Source organism: Pseudomonas sp. VS40, from assembly GCF_018587885.1.
Taxonomy (GTDB): domain Bacteria; phylum Pseudomonadota; class Gammaproteobacteria; order Pseudomonadales; family Pseudomonadaceae; genus Aquipseudomonas; species Aquipseudomonas pergaminensis.
In genome coordinates, this window is record NZ_JAGYWD010000001.1 from 435,943 (window position 1) to 461,508 (window position 25,566).

General features: G+C 59.0%; 21 protein-coding genes. 5 read left to right on the forward strand and 16 right to left on the reverse strand.

The genetic code is table 11. The annotated features are described in order from the left end of the window. Positions 1–90: 90 nt before the first annotated feature. The 16 genes from dnaE to rpsB all read right to left on the reverse strand — a co-directional run bounded on the left by dnaE (position 91) and on the right by rpsB (position 18,329). A complete protein-coding gene (dnaE, locus tag KHP07_RS02005; RefSeq protein WP_078047212.1) occupies positions 91–3,612 on the reverse strand; it encodes a DNA polymerase III subunit alpha in 3,522 nt (1,173 codons plus the stop codon). Between the two features lie 76 nt (positions 3,613–3,688). After that, entirely contained in the window at positions 3,689–4,321 is a 633-nt protein-coding gene (gene rnhB / locus KHP07_RS02010) for a ribonuclease HII (RefSeq protein WP_078047211.1), read from the reverse strand. Next, positions 4,318–5,457: a lipid-A-disaccharide synthase gene (gene lpxB / locus KHP07_RS02015; protein ID WP_099493739.1), complete on the reverse strand. Its 1,140-nt coding sequence runs from the start codon at positions 5,455–5,457 to the stop codon at positions 4,318–4,320. Before lpxB ends, rnhB begins: the two co-directional genes overlap by 4 nt. 2 nt (positions 5,458–5,459) lie before the next feature. Next, the gene (lpxA, locus tag KHP07_RS02020) at positions 5,460–6,236 is read right to left on the reverse strand and encodes an acyl-ACP--UDP-N-acetylglucosamine O-acyltransferase (RefSeq protein ID WP_016976867.1); all 777 of its coding nucleotides are present in this window, start codon (positions 6,234–6,236) and stop codon (positions 5,460–5,462) included. Continuing rightward, positions 6,233–6,673: a 3-hydroxyacyl-ACP dehydratase FabZ gene (fabZ, locus tag KHP07_RS02025; protein ID WP_003172281.1), complete on the reverse strand. Its 441-nt coding sequence runs from the start codon at positions 6,671–6,673 to the stop codon at positions 6,233–6,235. The genes lpxA and fabZ overlap by 4 nt, the downstream gene beginning before the upstream one ends. A gap of 111 nt (positions 6,674–6,784) precedes the next feature. Next, the gene (lpxD, locus tag KHP07_RS02030; protein ID WP_078047209.1) at positions 6,785–7,840 is read right to left on the reverse strand and encodes a UDP-3-O-(3-hydroxymyristoyl)glucosamine N-acyltransferase; all 1,056 of its coding nucleotides are present in this window, start codon (positions 7,838–7,840) and stop codon (positions 6,785–6,787) included. A 3-nt stretch (positions 7,841–7,843) separates the two neighbouring features. Continuing rightward, complete coding sequence (locus KHP07_RS02035) at positions 7,844–8,347, reverse strand: OmpH/Skp family outer membrane protein (protein ID WP_003219314.1); 504 nt, start codon at positions 8,345–8,347, stop codon at positions 7,844–7,846. Between the two features lie 45 nt (positions 8,348–8,392). Further along, complete coding sequence (bamA, locus tag KHP07_RS02040) at positions 8,393–10,780, reverse strand: outer membrane protein assembly factor BamA (RefSeq protein ID WP_078047208.1); 2,388 nt, start codon at positions 10,778–10,780, stop codon at positions 8,393–8,395. A 74-nt stretch (positions 10,781–10,854) separates the two neighbouring features. Continuing rightward, the gene (rseP, locus tag KHP07_RS02045) at positions 10,855–12,207 is read right to left on the reverse strand and encodes a sigma E protease regulator RseP (RefSeq protein WP_214496514.1); all 1,353 of its coding nucleotides are present in this window, start codon (positions 12,205–12,207) and stop codon (positions 10,855–10,857) included. A 53-nt stretch (positions 12,208–12,260) separates the two neighbouring features. Then, positions 12,261–13,451, reverse strand: a complete 1,191-nt coding sequence (gene ispC, locus KHP07_RS02050; RefSeq protein ID WP_078047206.1) for a 1-deoxy-D-xylulose-5-phosphate reductoisomerase — start codon at positions 13,449–13,451, stop codon at positions 12,261–12,263. Continuing rightward, entirely contained in the window at positions 13,448–14,254 is an 807-nt protein-coding gene (locus KHP07_RS02055; RefSeq protein ID WP_214496515.1) for a phosphatidate cytidylyltransferase, read from the reverse strand. Before KHP07_RS02055 ends, ispC begins: the two co-directional genes overlap by 4 nt. Next, complete coding sequence (gene uppS, locus KHP07_RS02060; RefSeq protein ID WP_016974405.1) at positions 14,255–15,010, reverse strand: polyprenyl diphosphate synthase; 756 nt, start codon at positions 15,008–15,010, stop codon at positions 14,255–14,257. It lies immediately after the preceding gene. A 17-nt stretch (positions 15,011–15,027) separates the two neighbouring features. Continuing rightward, entirely contained in the window at positions 15,028–15,585 is a 558-nt protein-coding gene (gene frr / locus KHP07_RS02065; protein ID WP_025855128.1) for a ribosome recycling factor, read from the reverse strand. Next, complete coding sequence (gene pyrH, locus KHP07_RS02070) at positions 15,582–16,325, reverse strand: UMP kinase (protein ID WP_003172271.1); 744 nt, start codon at positions 16,323–16,325, stop codon at positions 15,582–15,584. The genes frr and pyrH overlap by 4 nt, the downstream gene beginning before the upstream one ends. Positions 16,326–16,536: 211 nt before the next feature. Further along, entirely contained in the window at positions 16,537–17,400 is an 864-nt protein-coding gene (gene tsf, locus KHP07_RS02075) for a translation elongation factor Ts (RefSeq protein WP_078047204.1), read from the reverse strand. A gap of 191 nt (positions 17,401–17,591) precedes the next feature. After that, complete coding sequence (rpsB, locus tag KHP07_RS02080; protein WP_003189158.1) at positions 17,592–18,329, reverse strand: 30S ribosomal protein S2; 738 nt, start codon at positions 18,327–18,329, stop codon at positions 17,592–17,594. Positions 18,330–18,716: 387 nt separating this feature from the next. On the opposite strand from rpsB, the gene map reads away from it, so the two are divergent. The 5 genes from map (at position 18,717) to KHP07_RS02105 (ending at position 25,565) form a co-directional block, all read left to right on the forward strand. Next, the gene (map, locus tag KHP07_RS02085; RefSeq protein ID WP_016975842.1) at positions 18,717–19,499 is read left to right on the forward strand and encodes a type I methionyl aminopeptidase; all 783 of its coding nucleotides are present in this window, start codon (positions 18,717–18,719) and stop codon (positions 19,497–19,499) included. Positions 19,500–19,563: 64 nt separating this feature from the next. Beyond that, positions 19,564–22,266, forward strand: a complete 2,703-nt coding sequence (locus KHP07_RS02090) for a [protein-PII] uridylyltransferase (RefSeq protein ID WP_078047203.1) — start codon at positions 19,564–19,566, stop codon at positions 22,264–22,266. A 143-nt stretch (positions 22,267–22,409) separates the two neighbouring features. Further along, a complete protein-coding gene (dapC, locus tag KHP07_RS02095; protein WP_078047202.1) occupies positions 22,410–23,609 on the forward strand; it encodes a succinyldiaminopimelate transaminase in 1,200 nt (399 codons plus the stop codon). A 135-nt stretch (positions 23,610–23,744) separates the two neighbouring features. Continuing rightward, positions 23,745–24,455: a matrixin family metalloprotease gene (locus KHP07_RS02100; RefSeq protein WP_214496516.1), complete on the forward strand. Its 711-nt coding sequence runs from the start codon at positions 23,745–23,747 to the stop codon at positions 24,453–24,455. Positions 24,456–24,698: 243 nt separating this feature from the next. Further along, complete coding sequence (locus KHP07_RS02105; RefSeq protein WP_214496517.1) at positions 24,699–25,565, forward strand: M12 family metallopeptidase; 867 nt, start codon at positions 24,699–24,701, stop codon at positions 25,563–25,565. Position 25,566 lies beyond the last annotated feature (1 nt).

A 25,566-nucleotide genomic window follows, 5' to 3' on the forward strand; every position in this document is an offset into this window, starting at 1 on the left:
CAGCCGGTTGTCTATTCGCGCCCTACCTTAAGGGAGAGGCGCGTTTAGGTCGAGATTAAATGTTTAGTCGAGATCAGACATCTCTGACCGTCAACGGTATTGGAGGAAGACGTTGTCTCGCCCGAACTGGTCACGCAAAGCTTGAATCAAGCCATCTGCGGGATCAATTCGCCAGGTCTCGCCAAACTGCAACATGGCCTTGGCGTCATTGCCGGTGTACTCCATGGTCACCGGGCACGCGCCGCGGTGGCGTTTGAGCAGGTCGCCCAACCAGCGTAGCTGATCGCCCTTGAGCGCTTCGGTTTTCACCTTCAAGCGCAAGCTTTCGGCCAAATTGGTGCGCGCATCTTCCATGCTCATCACCCGCTTGATCCGCAGGCGCAGGCCGCCGGAGAAGTCATCGTTGCTGACCTCCCCTTCCACCACCACCATCGCGTCGGTCTGCAACAGCGACTGAGCGGAATGGAACGCGTCGGCAAACAGCGACGCCTCGATACGGCCCGAACGGTCGTCGAGGGTGATGAACCCCATCTTGTCGCCCTTCTTATTCTTCATCACCCGCAGGGCGATGATCATGCCGGCGACGGTCTGTGTGTCCCGCGCTGGCTTCAGGTCGATAATGCGCTGACGGGCGAACCGGCGGATCTCACCTTCGTATTCGTCAATCGGGTGACCGGTGAGGTACAGGCCCAAGGTATCTTTCTCGCCCTTGAGACGTTCCTTGAGCGTCAGTTCCTTGGCCTTGCGATGGTTGCCATAGACGTCTGCGTCTTCTTCGACGAACAACCCGCCAAACAGGTCGGCATGGCCGCTGTCATGGGTACGCGCGGTCTGCTCGGCGGCTTTGATCGCTTCTTCCATGGCGGCGAGCAATACCGCGCGGTTGCGGTCGATATTGGCCTGGTAGGCCTTGGGCTCATCATGGAAATACGGGCCGAGACGGTCGAGAGCACCGCTGCGGATCAGGCCGTCGAGTGTCCGTTTGTTGATGCGCTTGAGGTCCACCCGTGCGCAGAAGTCGAACAGGTCTTTGAATGGCCCGTCCAGGCGCGCTTCGGTGATGGCTTCCACCGGGCCTTCGCCGACGCCCTTGATCGCGCCCAGGCCATAGATGATGCGGCCTTCGTCGTTCACCGTGAACTTGAACTCCGAAGCGTTCACGTCCGGCGCATCGAGGCGCAGCTTCATGGTGCGCACTTCTTCGATCAAGGTCACGACCTTGTCGGTGTTGTGCATATCCGCCGACAGTACCGCAGCCATGAACGGCGCCGGGTAGTGGGCTTTCAGCCAGGCGGTCTGGTACGACACCAGGCCGTAGGCGGCGGAGTGGGATTTGTTGAAGCCGTAACCGGCGAATTTCTCTACTAGGTCGAAGATGTTACCCGCGAGGTCCGCGTCGATATTGTTGGTCGCGCAGCCCTCAATGAAACCGCCGCGCTGCTTGGCCATTTCCTCGGGTTTTTTCTTACCCATGGCTCGACGCAGCATGTCCGCGCCACCCAGGGTGTAACCGGCCATCACCTGAGCGATCTGCATCACCTGTTCCTGATACAGGATGATGCCGTAAGTCGGCGCCAACACAGGCTTGAGGCCTTCGTATTGGTAGTCCGAGTGCGGGTAAGCCAGTTCGGCACGGCCGTGCTTACGGTTGATGAAGTCGTCCACCATGCCCGATTGCAGCGGGCCTGGACGGAAGAGGGCCACCAATGCGATCAAGTCTTCGAGGCAGTCGGGCTTGAGCTTTTTGATCAGCTCTTTCATACCGCGCGACTCAAGCTGGAACACCGCCGTGGTTTCGGCTTTTTGCAGCAGGGTGTAGGTCGGCTTGTCATCCAGCGGGATGAAGGCGATATCCAGCGGTTCCTCACCGACCTTGGCGCGGTCGCGGTTGATGGTCTTGAGCGCCCAGTCGATGATCGTCAGGGTCCGCAGGCCGAGGAAGTCGAACTTCACCAGGCCGGCCGCCTCCACGTCATCCTTGTCGAACTGGGTTACCAGGCCATCGCCTTCTTCGTCGCAATAGATCGGCGAAAAGTCAGTGAGCTTGGTGGGTGCGATCACCACGCCACCGGCGTGTTTACCGACGTTACGCACCACGCCTTCGAGCTTGCGCGCCATGTCCCAGATTTCGGCGGCTTCTTCATCGACCTTGATGAAGTCGCGCAGGATCTCTTCCTGCTCGTAGGCTTTCTCCAGGGTCATGCCGACTTCGAACGGGATCATCTTCGACAGGCGATCCGCCAGGCCGTAGGACTTGCCCTGCACGCGTGCCACGTCGCGGATTACAGCTTTTGCGGCCATGGAACCGAAGGTGATGATCTGGCTTACTGCGTTGCGACCATATTTCTCGGCCACGTACTCGATCACGCGGTCACGGCCGTCCATGCAGAAGTCGACGTCGAAGTCGGGCATGGAAACCCGTTCCGGGTTAAGGAAACGTTCGAACAGCAGGTCATATTCCAGCGGGTCGAGGTCGGTAATTTTCTGCACGTAGGCAACCAACGACCCAGCACCTGACCCCCGGCCCGGACCTACCGGTACGCCGTTGTTCTTGGCCCACTGGATAAAGTCCATCACGATCAGGAAGTAACCGGGGAAGCCCATCTGGATGATGATATCCAGCTCGAAATTCAGCCGGTCAACGTAGACCTGACGCTTGGCGTCGTAATCCTCGGTGGTGTCCTTGGGCAGCAGAACGCTGAGGCGCTCTTCCAGCCCGTCGAAGGACACCTTGCGAAAATACTCATCGATGGTCATGCCATCGGGAATCGGGAAGTTGGGCAGGAAGTGCTTGCCCAGCTTCACTTCGATATTGCAGCGTTTGGCAATCTCGACGGAGTTTTCCAGGGCCTCGGGCAGGTCGCTGAACAACTCGGCCATCTCTTCGGCGCTTTTGAGGTACTGCTCCTCGCTGTAGTTCTTCGAGCGACGCGGGTCATCCAGGGCCCGACCTTCGCCGATGCATACGCGGGTTTCGTGGGCTTCGAAGTCTTCCTTCTTGATGAAACGCACATCGTTGGTCGCCACCAGCGGCGCGCCCAGCTTGTCGGCCAGGGCCACGGCGGCGTGCAGATGCTCTTCATCGTTGGGGCGGTTGGTACGCTGGACTTCCAGATAGAAACGATCAGGGAAGACCTGCATCCACTCCTTGGCCAGTACTTCGGCTTCTTGAGGGTTGCCACCCAGCAGCGCGATACCGATCTCGCCCTCTTTGGCGGCCGACAGCATGATCAGGCCTTCGCTGGCCTCGGCGACCCATTCGCGCTCGATAATGATCGAGCCATTACGCTGGCCGTCGATAAAGCCACGGGAAATCAATTCGGTGAGGTTGCGATAACCCACGCCGTTCATCGCCAGCAGGCTGATGCGGCTCAGGGGGTTATCCGGGTCTTTGTTGGACAGCCACAGGTCGGCACCGCAAATCGGCTTGATACCGGCGCCCATGGCGTTCTTGTAGAACTTGACCAGGGAACACATGTTGTTCTGATCGGTAACCGCTACCGCAGGCATGTTCATGCCCACCAGGGTTTTGACCAGCGGTTTGATCCGTACCAGGCCGTCGACCAGGGAGTATTCAGTGTGCAGGCGTAGGTGAACGAATGAAGCCGGCATAGTGATCCTGTCTAGAAACGTGGAGACAACAAGGCCCGGATTGTACCGGGCCTTGGCAAAAACATCAGCCTTGCGACTAAACCTCGCTGAAGCTCTCGCGCAGCTCGTAAGCCTGGCGCACTGGGGCGAACGAGCGGCGGTGAATCGGCGTCGGGCCAAGGCGAGCCAGGGCTTCCAGATGAACGGGCGTCGGGTAGCCTTTATGACCGCCGATGCCGTAGCCGGGGTAGATCAATTCGAACGCGGCCATTTCCCGGTCACGACTGACTTTGGCCAGGATTGACGCGGCGGCGATGGCAGGCACCTTGCTATCACCCTTGACCACCGCCTCGGAAGGCATGGCCAGCTTGGGGCAGCGGTTACCGTCGATCATCGCCATTTTCGGGGTGATGTGCAGCCCCTCGACTGCACGCTGCATGGCCAGCATGGTGGCGTGCAAAATATTCAGCTGGTCGATTTCTTCAACTTCAGCCCGGGCGATATGCCAGCTCAGGGCTTTCTCACAGATCTCGTCGTAGAGCTTTTCGCGGCGCGCTTCGGTGAGTTTCTTCGAGTCGTTGAGGCCGAGGATCGGACGGTTTGGATCGAGGATCACTGCCGCCGTGACCACGGCGCCGCACAAAGGCCCGCGCCCGACTTCGTCAACACCGGCCACCAGTTCGTGGGCTTCGGCAACCAGGCTGAAATCCAGGCCCATCTGCGTCGTCATAAGGCTTCCTGTTGCTTGCCGATCAGGGTCAATACGGCGTCGGCTGCCTGGTTCGACGCATCACGACGCAGGGTGCGGTGGATGTCGTCGAAGCCGCGGGTCTGTTCTTCGCCGCCGTCGATCAAGGGTAGTAGAGTTTGCGCCAGGGCCTCGGGCGTTGCATCGTCCTGCAACAACTCCGGCACCAATAGGCGCTGGGCCAGCAGGTTGGGCAGGGAGATGTAAGGGCTTTTGACCATGCGCTTGAGGATCCAGAAGGTCAGCGGCGCCAGGCGGTAGGCCACCACCATCGGGCGCTTATACAGCAAGGCTTCCAGGGTGGCCGTACCCGAGGCGATCAGCACCGCATCACAGGCGGCCAGGGCCAGGTGTGACTGGCCATCGAGCAAGGTCAACGGCAGGTTGCGACCTTCCAGCAGTGTTTCGATCTGCGCACGACGTTGCGGGCTGGCGCAAGGCAGCACGAAACGTATGCCCGGCTTCAAGGCCAGCAGACGTTCGGCAGCATCGAAAAACACCGAGGCCAGTCGCCCCACTTCGCCACCACGGCTGCCAGGCATCAGCGCGACCAGCGGGCCGTCGGGCAAGCCCAGCTCGGCACGCGCGGCCGCGCGATCAGCCTGCAGGGGAATCGCGTCGGCCAGGGTATGCCCGACAAACCGCACCGGCACGCCCTTTTCTTCGTAGAACCTCGCCTCGAACGGCAGCAAGGTCAGCATCAGGTCGCAGCCCTCGCGGATCTTGAGCACGCGCTTCTGCCGCCACGCCCAGACGGACGGGCTGACGTAGTGCACGGTCTTGATGCCGGCCTGGCGCAGTTTGAGTTCGATATTGAGGGTGAAGTCCGGCGCGTCGATGCCTATGAACACATCGGGCTTTTCTTCGATCAAGGTCTGGATCAGCAGCTTGCGACGGGCCAACAACTCGCGCAGGCGACCCAGCACCTCGACCAGCCCCATGACCGACAGACGCTCCATGGGGAAGTAGGAGGTGAGCCCTTCAGCCTGCATCAGCGGGCCGCCGACACCGATGAATTCCACCGCCGGGTGCTGGGCCTTGAGGGCCCGCATAAGGCCTGCGCCCAGAATGTCGCCGGAAGCTTCCCCGGCCACCAGCGCGATACGCAGATTAGCCATGATTAGCGGGTGATGCCGCGAGTCGACGCCTGGATCGAGTCGCGGAACACCGCGACTTCCGGGAACAGCGCTGCCGGCTCGGCCAGTTGAGTCAACGCCTGGTCGACCGTGAGCCCTTGACGATAAACCACCTTGTAGGCACGGCGCAGGGCGTGGATCGCGTCTTCGCTGAACCCGCGACGGCGCATGCCTTCGAAGTTCATGCTGCGGGCTTCGGCCGGGTTGCCGAATACCGTAACGAACGCCGGAACATCCTTGCCGATGGCAGTGCCCATGCCGGAAAAGCTGTGGGCGCCGATATGGCAGTACTGATGCACCAGGGTGAACCCGGACAGGATCGCCCAATCGTCAACGTGCACATGGCCCGCCAACGCGGTGTTGTTGACCAGGATGCAGTGGTTGCCAATGACGCTGTCGTGACCGATATGGGCATAGGCCATGACCAGGTTGTGATCACCCAGCGTGGTCTCGGCCCGGTCCTGCACAGTGCCACGGTGAATGGTCACGCCTTCACGGATGATGTTGTGATCACCGATTACCAGGCGTGTCTCTTCACCCTTGTACTTCATGTCCGGGGTGTCTTCGCCTACCGAGGAGAACTGGTAGATGCGATTGTGTTTGCCAATGCGGGTCGGACCCTTGAGGATCACGTGCGGCCCGATGACAGTCCCCTCGCCGATTTCCACACCTGCGCCGATGATCGACCAGGGGCCGACCTCAACGTCGGCGGCCAGAACGGCCGACGGATCGATGATTGCGCGAGGGTCAATCAAACTCATAGTTTGCGTTCCGCACAGATGATCTCGGCGGAGCACACCGGCTTGCCGTCCACCGAGGCCTGGCATTCGAACTTCCAGATCTGGCGCTTGCAGCTGATGAACTTGGCTTCCAGGATCAACTGGTCACCCGGGGTCACCGGGTTGCGGAAACGCAACTTGTCGGAGCCCACGAAATAGTAAAGCGTGCCGTCGGCAGGCTTGAGGTCGAGCATTTTGAAACCAAGGATACCGGCAGCCTGGGCCATCGCTTCGATGATCAACACGCCCGGCATGATTGGATGCGCGGGAAAGTGACCGTTGAAGAATGGTTCGTTGATGCTGACATTCTTATAGGCACGAATGCGCTTTTCCTCGACGTTGAGGTCCACTACACGGTCCACCAACAGGAACGGGTAACGGTGAGGCAGGTATTCGCGAATCTCGTTGATGTCCATCATTTCGGGGGGAAGCCTGTAATAAAGATTGGGGGCGGGCGAACTAAAAGCACGCCCCGCTAGCAAATCAAGGAGGCAGTCTAGCGGCTGTGCACACTTGATATGGAAATGGTATCAGCCTTCTGATGAAGCATTACCGCCAGGGGTCACGTCCCCAACACGCTTTTCCAGCTGTTTGAGGCGTCGAGCCATGTCGTCGAGCTGCCTCAACCGTGCTGCACTCTTGCGCCATTCAGCCGCAGGCTGCATGGCGGTACCGGACGAATAGGCCCCGGGCTCGGTAATCGAGTGGGTGACCATGGTCATGCCGGTGATGAAAACGTTGTCGCAAATTTCGATATGCCCCACCAGCCCAACGCCACCGGCGAGCATGCAGTGCTTGCCGATCTTGGTGCTGCCGGAGATACCCACGCACGCCGCCATGGCGGTGTGATCGCCAATCTGTACGTTGTGGGCGATCTGGATCTGGTTGTCGAGCTTCACACCGTTACCGATCACGGTATCGGCCAGGGCCCCGCGATCGACAGCAGTGTTCACGCCAATTTCCACGTCGTCGCCGATCAGTACGCCGCCGACCTGGGCAATCTTGTTCCAGATGCCCTTGGCATTGGCAAAGCCAAAACCTTCACCGCCGATCACGGCACCCGACTGGATGACGACGCGCTCACCGATACGCACATCGTGGTACAGGGTCACGCGCGGTGCCAGCCAACCGTCTGCGCCAATCTCACAGCGCGCGCCGATAAAGCAATGGGCACCCACGGTGACACCCGCCCCAATGCGTGCGCCGCTCTCGATCACCGCAAAGGCGCCGACGCTGGCCGCAGGGTCAACCTGGGCATCATCGGCGATCACCGCAGACGGATGAATACCGCTGGCGGCCTTGGGCTTGGGATCGAACAGGTGCGACACCCGCGCATAAGCCAGGTAGGGGTCAGGCACCACCAGCGCATCCCCGGCAAACCCTTCGGCGTCAGCAGCTTTCAGCAACACGGCTGCGGCTTGGCTGTCGACCAGGTATTTACGGTATTGGGGGTTTGCGAGGAAGCTCAACTGAGCTGGGCCAGCCTCCTGCAAGGTGGCTAGCCCAGTAATTTCTTTCTCCGGGGAGCCACGCAAGGTGGCCCCCAGGAACTCGGCCAACTCGCCGAGCCTGATAGTCGCGGTCATGGCTTACTTCAGCTGGTTCATGCGCTCGATCACCTGGCGGGTGATGTCGTATTGAGGCTTGACGTCGATTACAGCACCACGCTCAAACACCAGGTCAAAGGCACCTTTCTTGATGACTTCTTCCACAGCGCTGTCGAGTTTCGGCTTCAGCTGTTTCAGCATTTCACGGTCAGCAACAGCCTTGGCTTCGTTCAGCTCCTTGGACTGGAACTGGTAGTCACGGGCCTTTTGCTTGAATTCAAGCTCCAGACGCTCGCGCTCGCCTTGCTGCATCTTGTCGCCACCGGCAACCAGGCGGTCCTGGATGCCCTTTGCGCTGCTTTCCAGGGTCTTGAGCTTGGTCAGTTGCGGACCGAACTTCTTCTCGGCGTCCACGGCGTACTTCTTGGCCGCATCGGATTCCAGCAGGGCCATCTGATAGTTCAGCACGGCGATTTTCATTTCGGCGAAGGCCGGGGTCGCTACCAGCACGGTTGCCAGCAGAACCAATTGAGTCAACTTACGCACGATGTACTCCTACAGAATCCGTTGTCGTTATCTTGGGTCAGACGCTTAGAACGTCTGGCCGAGGGAGAATTGGAAAATCTGGGTTTCAGCGTTATCCGGTTTCTTGATCGGCATGGCCAGAGCAAAGCTCAATGGGCCAAGCGCAGTCACCCAGGTCACACCCACACCCACGGAGCTTGCCAGGTTACTGAGGCTCACGTCGTTGCACTGTGTGTCGGACTTCACGCCGCTCGGGTTACGGATCTGCTCGCACTTGGAGTCGAACACGTTACCCACGTCCCAGAATACCGACGTACGCAGGGAACGCTGATCTTTCACGAACGGCAGCGGGAAGAGGATCTCCGCACCACCCTGGATCAACACGTTACCACCGAACGGCAGCGGGTCATTGTCAGAGTCAGCCACAGTACCCTGGTTACCGGTTACACCCACACCACGGCTTGGTGTACCACGTGGGCCCAAGGTGCTGTCCTTGAAGCCACGTACGGAGTTGAAGCCACCCGCGTAGTAGTTCTCGTAGAACGGTAGACCATTGGTGGAACCATAACCATCGCCATAGCCCAACTCGGTGTGCAGGCGCATGGTGTAATTGTCGCTCAACGGCGTGAACAGCTGGCCACGGTAGTCGAGCTTGAAGAACGACAGGTCACTGCCCGGCGTGGTGGTTTCCAGGGTCAAGCTCTGGGAATGACCACGGGTAGCCAGTACACCTTTGTTCAGGGTCGACTCGGACCAGCCGGCAGACGCCTTGAAGTTCAGGAACTTGTCGCCTTCACGACGGGTGAAGTCAAAGATTTCGTCCACGGTGTATACACCGGTCTTGATCTCATCCTGTTGCGCAGTCAGGCCGAAGGTCAGGCGCGAGGTCTCGCTGATCGGGTAACCAACGTTGACACCGGCACCGAGGCTGTCGATTGCATAGCTTGCAACGTCAACGTCGAGGTCTTTGTAGTCGGTGGTGCGGTAGAAGGCGTTGTAGCCCAGGCTCACACCGTCAGCAGTCCAGTAGGGGTCGGTGTAACCGAAGTTGTATCGGCTCTGGTATTCGCTTCGCGTCAGACCGATGGACACACGGTTACCGGTACCCAGGAAGTTGTTCTGGGTGATCGAACCACCGAGGATCAGACCGGCGCTCTGTGCGAAGCCGACACTGGCGGTGATGGAACCCGATGCTTGTTCTTCAACGGCGTAGTTCACGTCGACCTGGTCATCCACACCCGGTACAGCCGGGGTTTCGACGTTGACTTCCTTGAAGAAGCCCAGGCGCTCGAGACGGGTCTTGGACTGGTCGATCAGGTAGGTCGACGCCCAGCCACCTTCCATCTGACGCATTTCACGACGCAGTACTTCGTCCGCAGACTTGGTGTTGCCGCGGAAGTTGATACGGTTCACGTAGGCACGCTTGCCCGGGTCGACGACAAAGGTGATGTCCACGGTGTGGTCATCATCGTGCGGCGTCGGTACGCCATTGACGTTGGCGAAGGTATAGCCTTCGTTACCCAGGCGGCGGGTGATCAGTTCGGAAGTGGTGGTCATCAGCTTGCGCGAGAACACCTGGTCTTTCTGCACCAGCAACAGCGCCTTGACCTGGTCTTCAGGCACTTTAAGGTCGCCGCTCAGTTTTACGTCACGAACCTTGTATTTCTCGCCTTCGTTGACGTTGACGGTGATGTAGACGTGCTTCTTGTCCGGGGTGATGGACACCTGGGTCGAAGCGATATCCATATTGATATAGCCACGGTCCAGGTAGTAGGAACGCAGGCGTTCCAGGTCACCGGAGAGTTTTTCACGGGCGTACTTGTCATCGTTCTTGAAGAACGACAGCCAGTTGGTGGTCTTGAGTTCGAACAGGTCGATCAGGTCGTCATCAGCGAACTTGGTATTGCCCACCACGTTGATGTGCTGAATCGCCGCCACGGTGCCTTCGTTGATGTTGACCTTGAGGCCGACACGGTTACGCGGCTGCGGGACCACTTCCGTTTCCACGGTCGCAGAATAACGACCCTGGGCAACGTACTGGCGTTGCAGCTCGTTACGCACACCTTCGAGGGTGGCGCGCTGGAAGATCTCGCCTTCGGCCAGGCCGGATTGTTTCAGACCTTTCATCAGGTCTTCAGTAGAGATCGCCTTGTTGCCTTCGATCTCGATACTGGCGACGGAAGGTCGCTCGACCACGGTGATGACCAGGACGTTACCTTCGCGACCCAGTTGGATGTCTTGAAAGAAACCGGTTTTGAACAGCGCACGAGTGGATTCCACCAGGCGACGGTCATCAGCCTGTTCCCCAACGTTCAACGGCAAAGCACCAAAGACGCTACCTGCGGAAACCCGCTGGAGGCCGTTGACGCGAATATCGGAGATGGTGAAGGACTCGGCGTGAACTTCGGCGATCATCAATACGGTGAGAACCGCAGTTAGCAGCAGACGTTTCATGAAGTCCTTTCTTATTCCAACTGGCAATAAACAAACTGCCGCAAAATGCGGCAGATTCGCAATTCAGCGAAGCGTTACAGTCGACCCAGATCGTTGACCAAGGCTAATAACATCACCCCGACCACCAAACTGATACCGATCTGTATCCCCCAACCCTGCACCCGATCCGACAAGGGACGACCACGCGCCCACTCGACCAGATAAAACAACAGATGCCCCCCATCCAATACTGGAATGGGCAGCAAATTCAGAACGCCCAGGCTAATACTCAGATAAGCCAGGAAATTCAGGAAATCCGCGACACCCGACTGGGCAGAAGCGCCCGCCACTTTAGCAATGGTTATCGGTCCACTCAAGTTTTTTACCGAGAGCTCGCCGAACAACATTTTCTTGAGGGATTCGAGGGTCAGCACGCTCATGGTCCAAGTGCGTTTCGCACCCTCGCCAATCGCCGCCAACGGCCCGTAGCTCACCTCACGCACCATCGATGGCGGCCAGTCGACACCTTTGACCCCGGCACCCAGGTAACCCCCGGCCGCCTTGGCTTCCCCACGAACCGACAAGGCCACAGGGACGTCGATTTGAGCACCGTCGCGCTCAACTTTCAGCACAATTTTGGTATCAGGCCGTACACGAACCAGATCGACCACCTGCTGCCAGTCACCCAATGGCTGGCCATCGAGGGCCAACAGGCGATCGCCGGTCTTGAGGCCGGCGGCCTGGGCCGGACCTTTCGGATCCAGCTCGGCAAGCACCGGTGGCAGGGCCGGACGCCATGGACGTATGCCCAGGGACTTGATCGGGTCAGGCTCGTCAGCGCCCTTGAGCCAATGGTCGAGGGCCAGTTCACGCGGGGTCTCGGTGGTGGAATCCTGCTCGCGCACCACGACATTGACGATGCCGCTTTCACCCAGGCGACGCACCAACTGCAAATTGACCGCGCCCCAACCGGTGGTGGGTTCGCCATCAATGGAAACAATTTCTTGCCCGGCAACCAGCCCGGCCTTGGCGGCAATACTGTCTGACTCGACCGCGCCGATCACCGGACGGACCTGCTGGCTGCCCAACATGGCCAGGACCCAGAAGAACACCATCGCCAACAGGAAATTGGCAATCGGGCCGGCAGCGACAATGGCGATACGCTGACGAACGGTCTTGCGGTTGAAGGACTGGTCCAACTGATCCGCCGGAACTTCGCCTTCACGCTCATCGAGCATCTTGACGTAGCCGCCCAACGGGATGGCCGCAATCACGAACTCGGTGCCATGGCGGTCGTGCCAGCGCACCAGCGGCATGCCGAAACCGACGGAGAAGCGCAATACCTTGACGCCGCAACGACGCGCCACCCAGAAGTGGCCAAATTCGTGGAAGGTAACCAGCACACCCAGAGCAACCAGGGTGCCGACAATCATGTAAAGCGCACTCATCTAATTTCTCCGCATTCCAATCCAGTGCCTGAAGGCTCAAAGCCGCCTGCAGACTAACGCGCGTTGCGGTTCAACCATTGTTCCGCCAGGGCCCGAGCCTTGGCATCGGCCTCGAATACCGCCCCCAGGTCGTTCACCGCCACGACCGGTTCGAGCGCCAGGACGTCCTCGATGATACTCGCGATCTGCGGAAAGCGGATGCGCCGTTCGAGAAACGCCGCCACGGCCACTTCGTTGGCCGCATTCAGCATCGCCGGCGCGCTGTTACCCGCCTCGGCCGCTTGCCGCGCCAGGCGCAGGCAAGGAAAGCGCTGCTCGTCCGGCGCCTCGAAATCCAGGCGAGCCACGGCGAACAGGTCCAGGGGCGCCACGCCGGAATCAATCCGCTCCGGCCAGGCCAGCGCATTGGCAATCGGCGTGCGCATATCGGGGTTGCCCAACTGCGCCAGGACCGAACCATCCACGTAGTCGACCAGGGAATGAATCACACTTTGCGGGTGAATCACCACCTCGACCTGATCCGGGCGTGCATCGAACAGCCAGCAGGCCTCGATCAACTCAAGGCCCTTGTTCATCATACTGGCCGAATCCACGGAGATCTTGCGCCCCATGGACCAGTTCGGGTGAGCGCACGCCTGGTCGGGCGATACGTGCTCCAGCTCATCCAGTGGTGTTTGCCGGAACGGACCACCCGAGGCGGTCAGCAGGATTCGACGCACACCCACCTGGCTCAAGCCGCGCGCGTAGTCGCCGGGCATGCACTGGAAGATCGCGTTGTGTTCACTGTCGAGGGGCAACAGCACGGCGCCGCTTTTGCGCACCGCCTGCATGAAGAGTGCGCCGGACATGACCAGCGCTTCTTTATTGGCCAGCAGGATCTTCTTGCCAGCGTCAACGGCCGCCAGGGTGGGACGCAGACCCGCAGCGCCTACGATAGCCGCGACCACAGTGTCTACCTCGGCATCGGCCGAAACCTGGCACAACCCCTCCTCGCCTACCAATACTTGAGTCGCGAGCCCGGCAGCCCGCAGATCATCCTGCAGCCCCCGTGCCGCAGCGGCTTCTGGCACCACCGCGAAACGCGGCGCATGACGCACGCACAAGGCCAGCAGTTCGCTCAGGCGGGTAAACCCGGTGAGTGCGAAGACCTGGTAGCGATCAGGGTGACGCGCAATCACGTCCAGGGTGCTCAGCCCCACCGAGCCGGTTGCCCCCAGCACGGTCACTTGTTGCAGGCGGCTCACGAAGCAGTCATCCACAGCAGGACAGCAAAGATCGGGATGGCTGCGGTCAAGCTGTCGATGCGGTCCAGCACACCGCCATGACCCGGCAGCAGGTTACTGCTGTCCTTGATCCCGGCCTGGCGCTTGAACATGCTTTCAGTGAGGTCACCCACCACCGAAATGAACACGACGATGGCCGTGGCCAACAGCGCCAGGAAAATCTCCTTCGCCGCCCAGCCACGCACGATACCGACGACCAGCGCGATCACCAGCGTCAACGCCAGCCCGCCATAGACCCCTTCCCAGCTCTTGCCCGGACTGACCGCCGGCGCCAGCTTGCGCTTGCCGAAGGCCCGACCGGAAAAGTAGGCGCCGATATCAGCCCCCCAGACCAGCACCATGACCGCCAGGATCAGCCAGTTACCCAGTGGATAACGCTTGATATCCACCAGCCCTTGCCATGCCGGCAGCAGGATCAGCAAACCAATCACCAGCTTGCAGGCAACACTGGACCATTGGCTGCTGGTGCGCGGATAGGTCAACACCAGGAACGTTGCCAGCGCCCACCACAGCACCGCCGCCCCCAACACCCACGGCGCAATGTCCGGCAGGATGTACAGGAGAAACGCCAGGGCAGCCACGACCGCGGCATACACCACGCGTGGCAACTGGGCACTGAAACCCGCCAGGCGCGCCCATTCCCAGGCACCGAGGGTGACGACCAGGCCGATAAACAGCGCAAAGCCGGAACCGTCGAGCAGGAAAAACCCACACAAGGCGATCGGCAACAGGATCAGTGCTGTGATGATTCGTTGTTTAAGCATTTAAACCCGGGCTCCAGCTTCGATCTGCTCGCTCGTTTTACCGAAGCGACGCTGACGGGAAGCGAAATCGGCCAGCGCATTGCGCATGGCATCGTGTTTGAAGTCCGGCCAGAACAGGTCGGAGAAGTACAGCTCGGTGTAGGCCAACTGCCACAACAGGAAATTGCTGATGCGGTGCTCGCCACCGGTACGGATGCACAGGTCCGGCAACGGCAGGTCGCCGGTGACCAGGCAGGTTTGAAGCAGTTCGGGCGTGATGTCGTCGGGCCGCAGATGACCGGCCTGCACTTCACGCGCCAAGCGTTGTGCGGCCTGGGCGATGTCCCACTGACCACCGTAATTGGCTGCGATCTGCAGCACAAAGCGGTTTGCGCCAGCAGTGATAGCCTCGGCTTCGCGCATGGCAGCTTGCAGCTCCGGATGGAAACGTGAGCGATCGCCAATGATGCGCAGGCTGATGTTGTTGTCGTTGAGGCGCTTGGCCTCACGACGCAGGGCCTTGAAGAACAGGTCCATCAAGGCACTGACTTCTTCGGCGGGCCGCTGCCAGTTCTCACTGGAGAAGGCAAACAAGGTCAACACTTCGACCTTGGCCTCGGCACACACCTCGATCACAGCCCGTACCGCATCGACACCCGCTTTATGCCCGGCAACACCCGGCATAAAGCGTTTCTTCGCCCAGCGATTATTCCCATCCATGATGATCGCGACATGGCGCGGCACCACAGAGGGTACAGTCTGCTTGGTCTTTTCCATGAAGGTGTCCTGACCCCTTATACGGCCATCAGGTCCTTTTCTTTTTCTTCCGTGGCCTTGGTGATCTGGGCCTCGGCATCCTTGGTCAGCTTGTCGATGTCAGCAGTGGCACGACGCTCTTCGTCTTCGCTGATTTCCTTGTCCTTGACCAGCTTCTTCAGGTCACCCAAGGCATCGCGGCGAATGTTGCGCACAGCAACACGAGCATCTTCGGCAGCGCTGCGTGCCTGCTTGGTGAAGCCCTTGCGGGTTTCCTCGGTCAGGGCCGGCATGGAGATCAGCAGCAACTCACCCAGGTTGGTCGGGTTAAGGTTCAAGCCAGCGCTCTGGATAGCCTTGTCGACAGCAGCCAGCATATTGCGCTCGAAAGCCACGACCTGCAGGGTGCGCGAGTCTTTAACGGTGACGTTGGCCACACTGCTCAGCGGGGTGTCGGCACCGTAGTAAGGCACCATCACGCTGCCCAGGATGCTCGGGTGCGCCTTGCCGGTACGAATCTGGCCGAATGCGTGGCTCAGAGACTCCAGGGATTTCTGCATACGCGCTTGGGCGTCTTTCTTGATTTCGTTGATCATTGTTGGCCTTCCTCGATCAGAGTCCCTTCTGCGCCGCCGTGTACGATATTCAGCAGGGCGCCGGGCTTGTTCATGTTAAATACGCGCAGCGGCATCTTGTGGTCGCGGCACAGGCAAATAGCCGTCAGGTCCATCACGCCCAGCTTGCGATCCAGTACTTCATCGTAGGTCAGATGATCGAACTTCTCGGCATGCGGGTCTTTGAATGGGTCTGCGGTGTACACACCGTCTACCTTGGTGGCCTTGAGCACCACGTCGGCATCGATCTCGATAGCACGCAGGCACGCTGCCGAGTCGGTGGTGAAGAACGGGTTACCCGTGCCAGCGGCGAAGATCACCACTTCCTTGGCGTTCAGGTGGCGCATGGCTTTGCGGCGGTCATAGTGATCGGTCACGCCGACCATGGAAATAGCCGACATCACGATAGCCGAGATATTGGCGCGCTCCAGGGCGTCGCGCATGGCCAGGGCGTTCATCACAGTGGCCAGCATGCCCATGTGGTCGCCGGTGACCCGATCCATGCCGGCCGCACTCAGTGCCGCGCCGCGGAACAGGTTGCCGCCACCGATCACTAGGCCGACCTGTACGCCGATACCGACCAGTTGGCCGACTTCCAGCGCCATGCGGTCGAGCACCTTGGGATCGATCCCGAACTCTTCCGAGCCCATCAGGGCCTCGCCGCTAAGCTTGAGTAGAATGCGTTTATAGCGAGCCTGATAACCACTGCCCTGCTGAGCCATTGCGAATCTCTCCTGCGGCGTATTTTTTAAAAATTCTTGGCGAGCCGTTTACGGCTTGCGTTCACTCTAGCTGGACGCTGCTACAGCGCCATCGGAACACGGCTTTGTAAGCCAGTTCCGAGGGGAAGCCAATTAAAATCAGCCTTCCCATTTGAAAAGAGGCTGCGCGCGTGAGCGGGCAGCCTCTTTCGGGCGACAGTTGAAAACTGTCTTATTGCTTGGCGGCAGCCAGCTGGGCAGCAACTTCTTCAGCGAAGTTGTCGACCGGCTTCTCGATGCCTTCGCCTACTTTGTAGTAGGTGAAGGAAACGATTTCAGCACCGGCCTTCTTGGCCAGTTCGCCAACCTTGATTTCAGGGTTCTTGACGAACGCCTGCTCAACCAGGCTTGCTTCGGCCAGGAACTTGCTGATACGGCCCTTGACCATATTCTCAACAATGTTTTCTGGCTTGCCTTTGATTTTTTCTTCGTTCAGCTGCAGGAACACAGCTTTTTCACGCTCGATCGCTTCGTCAGAAACTTCCGAAGGCAGCAGGAACTCAGGGTTGCTGGCAGCAACGTGCATCGCGATGTCTTTGGCCAGCTCAACGTCGCCGCCTTTCAGAACAACCGCTACACCGATTTTGTTGCCGTGCAGGTAACCACCAACCACATCACCCTCAACGCGAGTCAGGCGACGGATGTTGACGTTTTCGCCAACCTTGCCGACCAGTACCAGGCGAGCAGCTTCTTGAGCTTCGATCAGAGGCTCAACGGTAGTCAGCTTGTCAGCGAATGCTTTTTCAACGCTGGCAGCAACGAATGCCTTGAAGTCGTCCTGCAGAGCCAGGAAGTCGGTCTGCGAGTTCACTTCCAGCAGAACGGCGGATTTACCGTCTTCTTTCAGAGCGATTGCGCCTTCAGCAGCCACGTTGCCGGCTTTCTTGGCAGCCTTGATGGCGCCGGAAGCACGCATGTCGTCGATGGCTTTTTCGATGTCGCCGCCGGCCTTGGTCAAGGCCTTTTTGCAATCCATCATGCCTTCGCCGGTACGCTCACGCAGTTCTTTGACCAACGCTGCAGTAATCTCTGCCATTTCAAAATCCTCTTGGATAGGTTTTCAACCATTCCACCCGATCAAACGGGCGATCAATTCTTCCCGAATTACCCTTGTAGGCCGCTGCACGTTACAGATGATGCAGTTGCGCTGCCGACAAATGGTTTTCGAGGTGGCAAAAAGGGGGCCAAGCCCCCTTTTTGCTTACTGAGTCAACGCCAGGGCGCTAATTACTCAGCGGCAGCTACCGGAGCTTCTTCAACGAACTGCTCGGTACCACCAGCAACGTGGTTGCGACCACGGATTACAGCGTCAGCCATCGAACCCATGTACAGCTGGATAGCGCGGATTGCGTCATCGTTGCCTGGGATGATGTAGTCAACGCCTTCCGGGCTGCTGTTGGTATCGACTACGCCGATAACCGGGATGCCCAGCTTGTTGGCTTCGGTGATCGCGATGCGCTCGTGATCAACGTCGATAACGAACAGTGCGTCAGGCAGACCGCCCATGTCCTTGATACCACCCAGGGAACGATCGAGCTTTTCCAGGTCACGGGAGCGCATCAGCGCTTCTTTCTTGGTCAGCTTGGCGAAAGTACCGTCTTCGGCTTGCACTTCAAGGTCACGCAGACGCTTGATGGAAGCACGGATGGTTTTGAAGTTGGTCAGCATGCCGCCCAACCAGCGGTGATCGACGTACGGCGAACCGCAACGTGCTGCTTCTTCAGCAACGATCTTGCCAGCGGAACGCTTGGTGCCGACGAACAGAATCTTGTTTTTGCCCTGGGCCAGGCGCTCTACGAAAGTCAGCGCTTCGTTGAACATTGGCAGGGTTTTTTCAAGGTTGATAATGTGGATCTTGTTACGCGCGCCGAAAATGTATTTACCCATTTTCGGGTTCCAGTAACGGGTCTGGTGACCGAAGTGCACACCGGCCTTCAGCATATCGCGCATGTTGACTTGGGACATGATAGTTCCTTAATAAGTCGGGTTTGGCCTCCACGTATCCCAATGACCAACCAGCGGCATCAAGGCCTCCGGCACCCAGGTCATCGTGTCGACACGTGTGTGGATTTAAGCTTTGCGGGGTATCCCCGGAAAGCGGCGCATTTTATACCACAGCATCGGCAAAAACGGAACACGCAATCACATTTGGTGCCGGACGCTTTGGTGTAACCCCTTGAATAGAGCCGAGATAGCCCTACCTTATAGAGAGAAGCGATCATCAGAGGCTCATGATTTGACGCCATCGTCTGTTAGAATCGCGTTTTTTGTGGCTTGTGCGAATTCTGTAACCTTTTGTCGCACGCCCGTAAACCGTATTGATTTCAGCGCGTCGCGCTAGAGAGAGCCTGTATGACCGTTAGCTTGAAAACCGCCGAAGACATCGCTGGCATGCGCATCGCCGGCAAACTGGCTGCCGACGTGCTGGAAATGATTGCCGAACACGTCAAGCCCGGCGTTACCACCGAAACCCTCAACCAGATCTGCCACGACTATATTGTCAACGTGCAGGGCGCCATTCCTGCGCCGCTGAACTACAAGGGCTTCCCCAAGTCGATCTGCACCTCGGTCAACCACGTGGTCTGCCACGGGATTCCGGGTGACAAGCCGTTGAAGGACGGCGACACCCTGAACATCGACGTCACCGTGATCAAGGACCGCTACTTCGGCGATACCAGCCGCATGTTCCACGTCGGCAACGTGCCGGTGTGGGCCGAGCGCCTGTCCCAGGTGACCCAGGAATGCATGTACAAGGCCATCGAAATCGTCAAGCCTGGCTGCCGCCTGGGCGACATCGGTGAAGTGATCCAGAAGCACGCCGAAAAGAACGGCTTTTCGGTGGTGCGCGAATTCTGCGGCCACGGCATCGGCACCGTCTTCCACGAAGAGCCGCAGATCCTGCACTACGGCCGTGCCGGCACCGGCATGGAACTGAAGGCCGGCATGACCTTCACCATCGAGCCGATGATCAACCAGGGCAAGGCCGACACCAAAGTGCTGGGCGACGGCTGGACCGCGATCACCAAGGATCGCAAGCTCTCGGCCCAGTGGGAGCACACCCTGCTGGTCACCGAAACCGGCTACGAGATCTTCACGCTGCGTGCGGACGACACGATCCCCCGCGTTTCCGCGTAAGGATCACCCAGGTTTTCCCCCACTGTGTTGTGACTGACTGTTAGATAGAAAGGAAAACCGATCGATGCCCCAGGTGGATCCCGAACTCTTCGACCGTGGCCAGTTCCAGGCCGAACTGGCCCTGAAGGCGAGCCCTATCGCCGCGTTCAAGAAAGCTATCCGCCAGGCCCGCGAGGTGCTCGACGAGCGCTTTCGCAGTGGCCGGGACATTCGCCGGCTGATCGAGGACCGCGCCTGGTTTGTCGATAACATTCTGCAAAAGGCTTGGGAACAGTTCAGTTGGAGCGAAGACGCCGACATCGCCCTGGTGGCGGTCGGCGGCTACGGGCGTGGCGAGTTGCACCCCTACTCCGACATCGACCTGCTGATCCTGCTGGACAGCGCCGACCATGAGATCTTTCGCGATTCCATCGAGCGTTTTCTGACGCTGTTGTGGGACATCGGCCTGGAAGTCGGCCAAAGTGTGCGTTCAGTGGACGAATGCGCCGAAGAGGCCCGCGCCGACCTCACCGTGATCACCAACCTGATGGAAAGCCGCACTATCGCTGGCCCCGAGCGCCTGCGCCAGCGCATGCTCGAAGTCACCAGCACCGCGCACATGTGGCCAAGCAAGGACTTCTTCCTGGCCAAGCGTGCCGAGCAAAAGGCCCGGCACCACAAGTACAACGACACCGAATACAACCTGGAACCCAACGTCAAAGGCTCGCCGGGCGGACTGCGGGATATCCAGACGATTTTGTGGGTGGCCCGTCGCCAATACGGCACCCTCAACCTGCGCGCCCTGGCGGGCGAAGGCTTCCTGGTAGAGAGCGAAAACGCTCTGCTGGCCTCGTCGCAGGAATTCCTCTGGAAGGTACGCTACGCCCTGCACATGCTCGCCGGGCGCTCCGAAGACCGCCTGCTGTTCGACCACCAGCGCTCCATCGCCACCCTGCTGGGTTTTGAAGGCGAGGACGCGAAGACCAGCATCGAAAGCTTCATGCAGCAGTATTACCGGGTGGTCATGAGCATTGCCCAGCTCAGCGACCTGATCATCCAGCACTTCGAAGAAGTGATCCTGGCCCCCGAGGATGAAGCGCCGCCACAGCCGATCAACTCGCGCTTCCAGCTGCATGATGGCTACATCGAGGCGCGCAACGACAATGTGTTCCGTCGCACGCCGTTCGCCATGCTGGAAATTTTCGTGCTGATGGCCCAGCAGCCGGAAATCAAGGGCGTACGCGCCGATACCATCCGCCTGCTGCGGGAAAACCGTCACCTGATCGACGATGATTTCCGTAACGACATCCGCAACACCAGCCTGTTTATCGAACTGTTCAAGTGCAAGATCGGTATCCACCGCAACCTGCGGCGCATGAACCGCTACGGCATTCTCGGGCGTTACTTGCCGGAGTTCGGCTTTATTGTCGGGCAAATGCAGCACGACCTGTTCCACATCTATACCGTGGACGCCCACACCCTGAACCTGATCAAGCACCTGCGTAAGCTGCAGTACACCCAGGTGTCAGAGAAATTCCCGCTGGCCAGCAAGTTGATGGCCAAGCTGCCCAAACCCGAGCTGATCTACCTGGCCGGCCTGTACCACGACATCGGCAAAGGCCGGCATGGCGACCATTCCGAGATCGGCGCCGTGGATGCCGAGGCCTTCTGCCAGCGCCACCAGTTGCCACTCTGGGACAGCCGGCTGATCGTCTGGCTGGTGCAGAACCACCTGGTGATGTCGACCACTGCACAGCGCAAGGACTTGTCCGACCCGCAGGTGATCCACGACTTTGCGCAGATCGTCGGCGATGAAACCCGCCTCGATTACCTGTACGTGCTGACCGTCTCCGACATCAACGCCACCAACCCGACGCTGTGGAACTCCTGGCGTGCCAGCCTGCTGCGCCAGCTCTACACCGAGACCAAGCGTGCCTTGCGTCGCGGCCTGGAAAACCCGGTGGACCGCGAAGAGCAGATCCGCCGCACCCAGAGCGCCGCCCTGGATATCCTGGTGCGCGGCGGCAACGATCCGGACGATGTCGAGCAACTGTGGTCGCAACTGGGTGACGATTATTTCCTGCGCCACACCGCCGGCGACGTGGCCTGGCACAGTGACGCGATCCTGCAACAGCCTGCCGATGGCGGCCCGCTGGTGCTGATCAAGGAAACCACCCAGCGCGAATTCGAAGGCGGCACGCAGATATTCATCTACGCCCCCGACCAGCACGATTTCTTCGCCGTGACCGTGGCAGCCATGGACCAGCTCAACCTGAACATTCATGACGCCCGGGTCATCACCTCCAGCAGCCAGTTCACCCTCGACACCTATATCGTGCTCGACACCGACGGCGACTCGATCGGCGACAACCCAGTGCGGGTGAAAAAGATCCGCGAAGGCCTGACCGAGGCCCTGCGCAACCCTGACGACTACCCGACCATCATCCAGCGCCGGGTACCGCGCCAACTCAAACACTTTGCGTTTGCGCCACAGGTGACCATTTCCAACGACGCCCAGCGTCCGGTCACGGTACTGGAACTCAGCGCCCCGGATCGCCCAGGGCTGTTGGCCCGTATTGGTGGAATCTTCCTGGAGTTCGACCTGTCGTTGCAGAACGCCAAGATTGCGACCCTCGGCGAGCGCGTGGAAGACGTGTTCTTTATTACCGATGCCGACAACCAGCCGCTGTCCGACCCGGAGCTGTGCCTGCGCCTGCAGGAAGCCATCGTCCAACAGCTAAGCGTCACCCAGGAACCCGGCGTCGAGCTGACGCGCCTGACCATATGAATTTTTAACTTTGTAAACACGCCCTTTGTAGGAGTCGGCTTGCCGGCGATGCGAACACCTTGGTGTATCAGGTACACCGACGCGATGCCATCGCTGGCAAGCCAGTTCCTACACGGTCTGTGTACACCGTCATAGAGGCTTACATGAACAACGCCCTGAACCAACTGCAGCCCTACCCGTTCGAGAAATTGCGCGCCTTGCTGGGCAGCGTCACGCCGAACCCGGACAAGCGCCCGATCGCACTGTCCATCGGCGAACCCAAGCACACATCGCCAACGTTCGTGGCTGAAGCACTGAGCAATAACCTCGACCAGATGGCGGTGTACCCGACCACGCTGGGCATCCCGGCCCTGCGCGAGGCCATCGGCGCCTGGTGCGAGCGCCGCTTCAACGTGCCCAAGGGCTGGCTCGACCCGGCGCGCAATATCCTGCCGGTGAACGGCACCCGTGAAGCGCTGTTCGCCTTCACCCAGACCGTGGTCAATCGTGGTGATGATGCGCTGGTAGTCAGCCCGAACCCGTTCTACCAGATCTACGAGGGCGCAGCGTTCCTGGCCGGGGCCAAGCCACACTACCTGCCATGCCTGGACGCCAATGGCTTCAACCCGGATTTCGACGCGGTGTCGCCGGACATCTGGAAACGCTGCCAGATCCTGTTCCTGTGCTCCCCCGGCAACCCGACCGGCGCATTGATCCCGGTCGACACCCTGAAAAAACTCATCGCCCTGGCCGACGAATACGACTTCGTCATCGCCGCCGACGAGTGCTACAGCGAACTCTACTTCGACGAACAAACCCCGCCACCTGGCCTACTGAGCGCCTGCGTCGAACTGGGTCGCCAGGACTTCAAACGTTGCGTGGTGTTCCACAGCCTGTCCAAGCGCTCCAACCTGCCCGGCCTGCGTTCCGGGTTCGTGGCCGGCGACGCCGAGATCCTCAAGGCTTTCCTGCTGTACCGCACCTACCACGGTTGCGCGATGCCGGTGCAAACCCAGCTGGCCAGTATCGCGGCCTGGCAGGATGAAGCCCACGTGCAGGCCAACCGTGACTTGTACCGCGAGAAATTCGATGCGGTGCTGGCGATCCTCAAGCCGGTACTGGATGTGCAGAGCCCGGATGGCGGCTTCTATCTGTGGCCGAATGTGAACGGCGACGATGCCACGTTCTGCCGCGATCTGTTCGTGGAAGAACACGTGACCGTGGTGCCAGGTTCGTACCTGTCCCGTGAAGTGGACGGCACCAACCCCGGCGCCGGACGCGTGCGTATGGCGCTGGTTGCGCCGCTGGCGGAATGTGTCGAGGCAGCCGAACGGATCAAGGCATTCATCACCCGTCGACACTGATCAACGAGGCCCGTTTGCACGCTGTAGTACACGGGCCTTCGCAGCGAAACATCTGCTAGTGACTACAGGGGAACGTTCCTGCAGCTTGGGTGAATAAGGAGTGGTCTTCGTCTTTATTCACAGCAGGAAAAAACCATGATCATTGCGAATAGCTCTCCTTTTCTTCATTCCCCCCTCCCCAACGAAGAAGCACCAGGCGCCAGTCGCTCAAGAACGCGACGTAATGTTGGCGAACCCGGCACGTATTGGCCACAGAACAGCACGATTAAAATCGCTCTGTACGGCTACGACATGAATGGGCCTTGGGTACAGGCCGTGAAGAACGCCGCCAACCAATGGCTGCCGTATATCAATCTCAAGTTCGAGTTTGTATCGGGAGAGGAAGGCGATGTGCGGATTTCGTACCGCCCACTGAGTCAACCTGCCGGCTCTGATTTGGGTACGAACGCGAGGCATACTCCTCCCGTGGAGCCGACTATGCATCTACCTGCGGACCCTACGGACCCAGACTTCGAAAAGACCGTAATTCATGAGTTCGGGCATATGCTGGGCGCTCGCCATGCCCATCAGCACCCGGATTCCCACATTCCATGGAACGTCCCCCAGACTTACGCCTATTACGGCCGGCTAGGCATGAGTGAAGAAAGTGTGCGCAGCAATATCCTCCCCCTCCCACGTAGCGACGCCTACTCGCTCCTTCCTTACGATGGGGATTCGATCATGCACTATCACATCGATCCGCAGGTGACGGACGGGTCTTGGGCGCAATCGGAATCCTATTCGCTCAGCGAGGGAGATAAAGCCTGGGCAAGAAATGCTTACCCTAGGACAGGGCAGGCAGAGTAATCATTCATCTTATAGACCCCAAACTCGGCTTATTCATATTCAAATCCGTCGTCATATATCTCTGAGCGTCGGCATCTGCTGCCCAAAGCTGATCGCATAGTGCAATCCACTCTGTCTCTCAAGTAACGGCTAACGTTCAGCAATAGATTCTCCGGAACCAAAGACATCAAGAGAACAACAATGCACACAGCACCCACCTGCCCCATTTTCAACCACGCAGGATTGGTCATCGAGGACAGGACAATGACCCGTATCGCACACTCACACCCCCCTATGCTTACAAACGCTTTCACTGCGCACACACCCCGTGACACTTCGAACAATGACGCAAGTATCAATACGCAACCCCTGAGTAGAAAAAAACGAGGTATTGCTGAGACTGCAAACCTTTGGCCTCAAAACTCAACACTTAAAATCTCGTTATACGGCTTAGACGAAAAGACCAAAAAGCTTATAAAAGAGGAAGCCAGCAAACTCCTACCCCACATCAATCTAAAGTTCGAATTCACAGACGAACGTGGCGGAGACATAAGAGTCACCCTGTTCAAGGGTACATGGTCTGCCGTCGGCACCGAGGCAAAAACTTTGCCGGTCGACGAACCCACCCTGTCTTTCGACAGAGGACTGATTGACACCCCCGAAGACCGTGGGCTAATAAAACATGAATTTATGCATGCACTCGGCGTGCACCATGAACATCAGCACCCCGACAGGGTTCTACCTCCTGAAGTACAGCTAGAGTATGAGAACCTTAAACAACGCGTAGACGCGCTAGAGAGAAAAAAAGAGGTCGCGATCAAAAGTGGGGACAAATGGGATTTGAAGAACGCAGAAAAAGAACTCAAACCCTTAAAAGAAAAATTAGAGCAAATGACCCGCGACAAAATAAACATTATCAACCCCGATACATCGACCCTCACAGACTACGACCCTGGCTCGATAACGGGTTATTGGCCCACCCCCAGAACCGAAGAGCTCTCAGACGGAGACAAAGAACTTCTGCGCTTACTCTATCCACCCAACACCGCACCGTCAGAGGCTCACACAATAATCGACCCTTTACCGCTGGCAACTACACTCATACGTTTCCTGATAGAAGAAGCGAATTGAG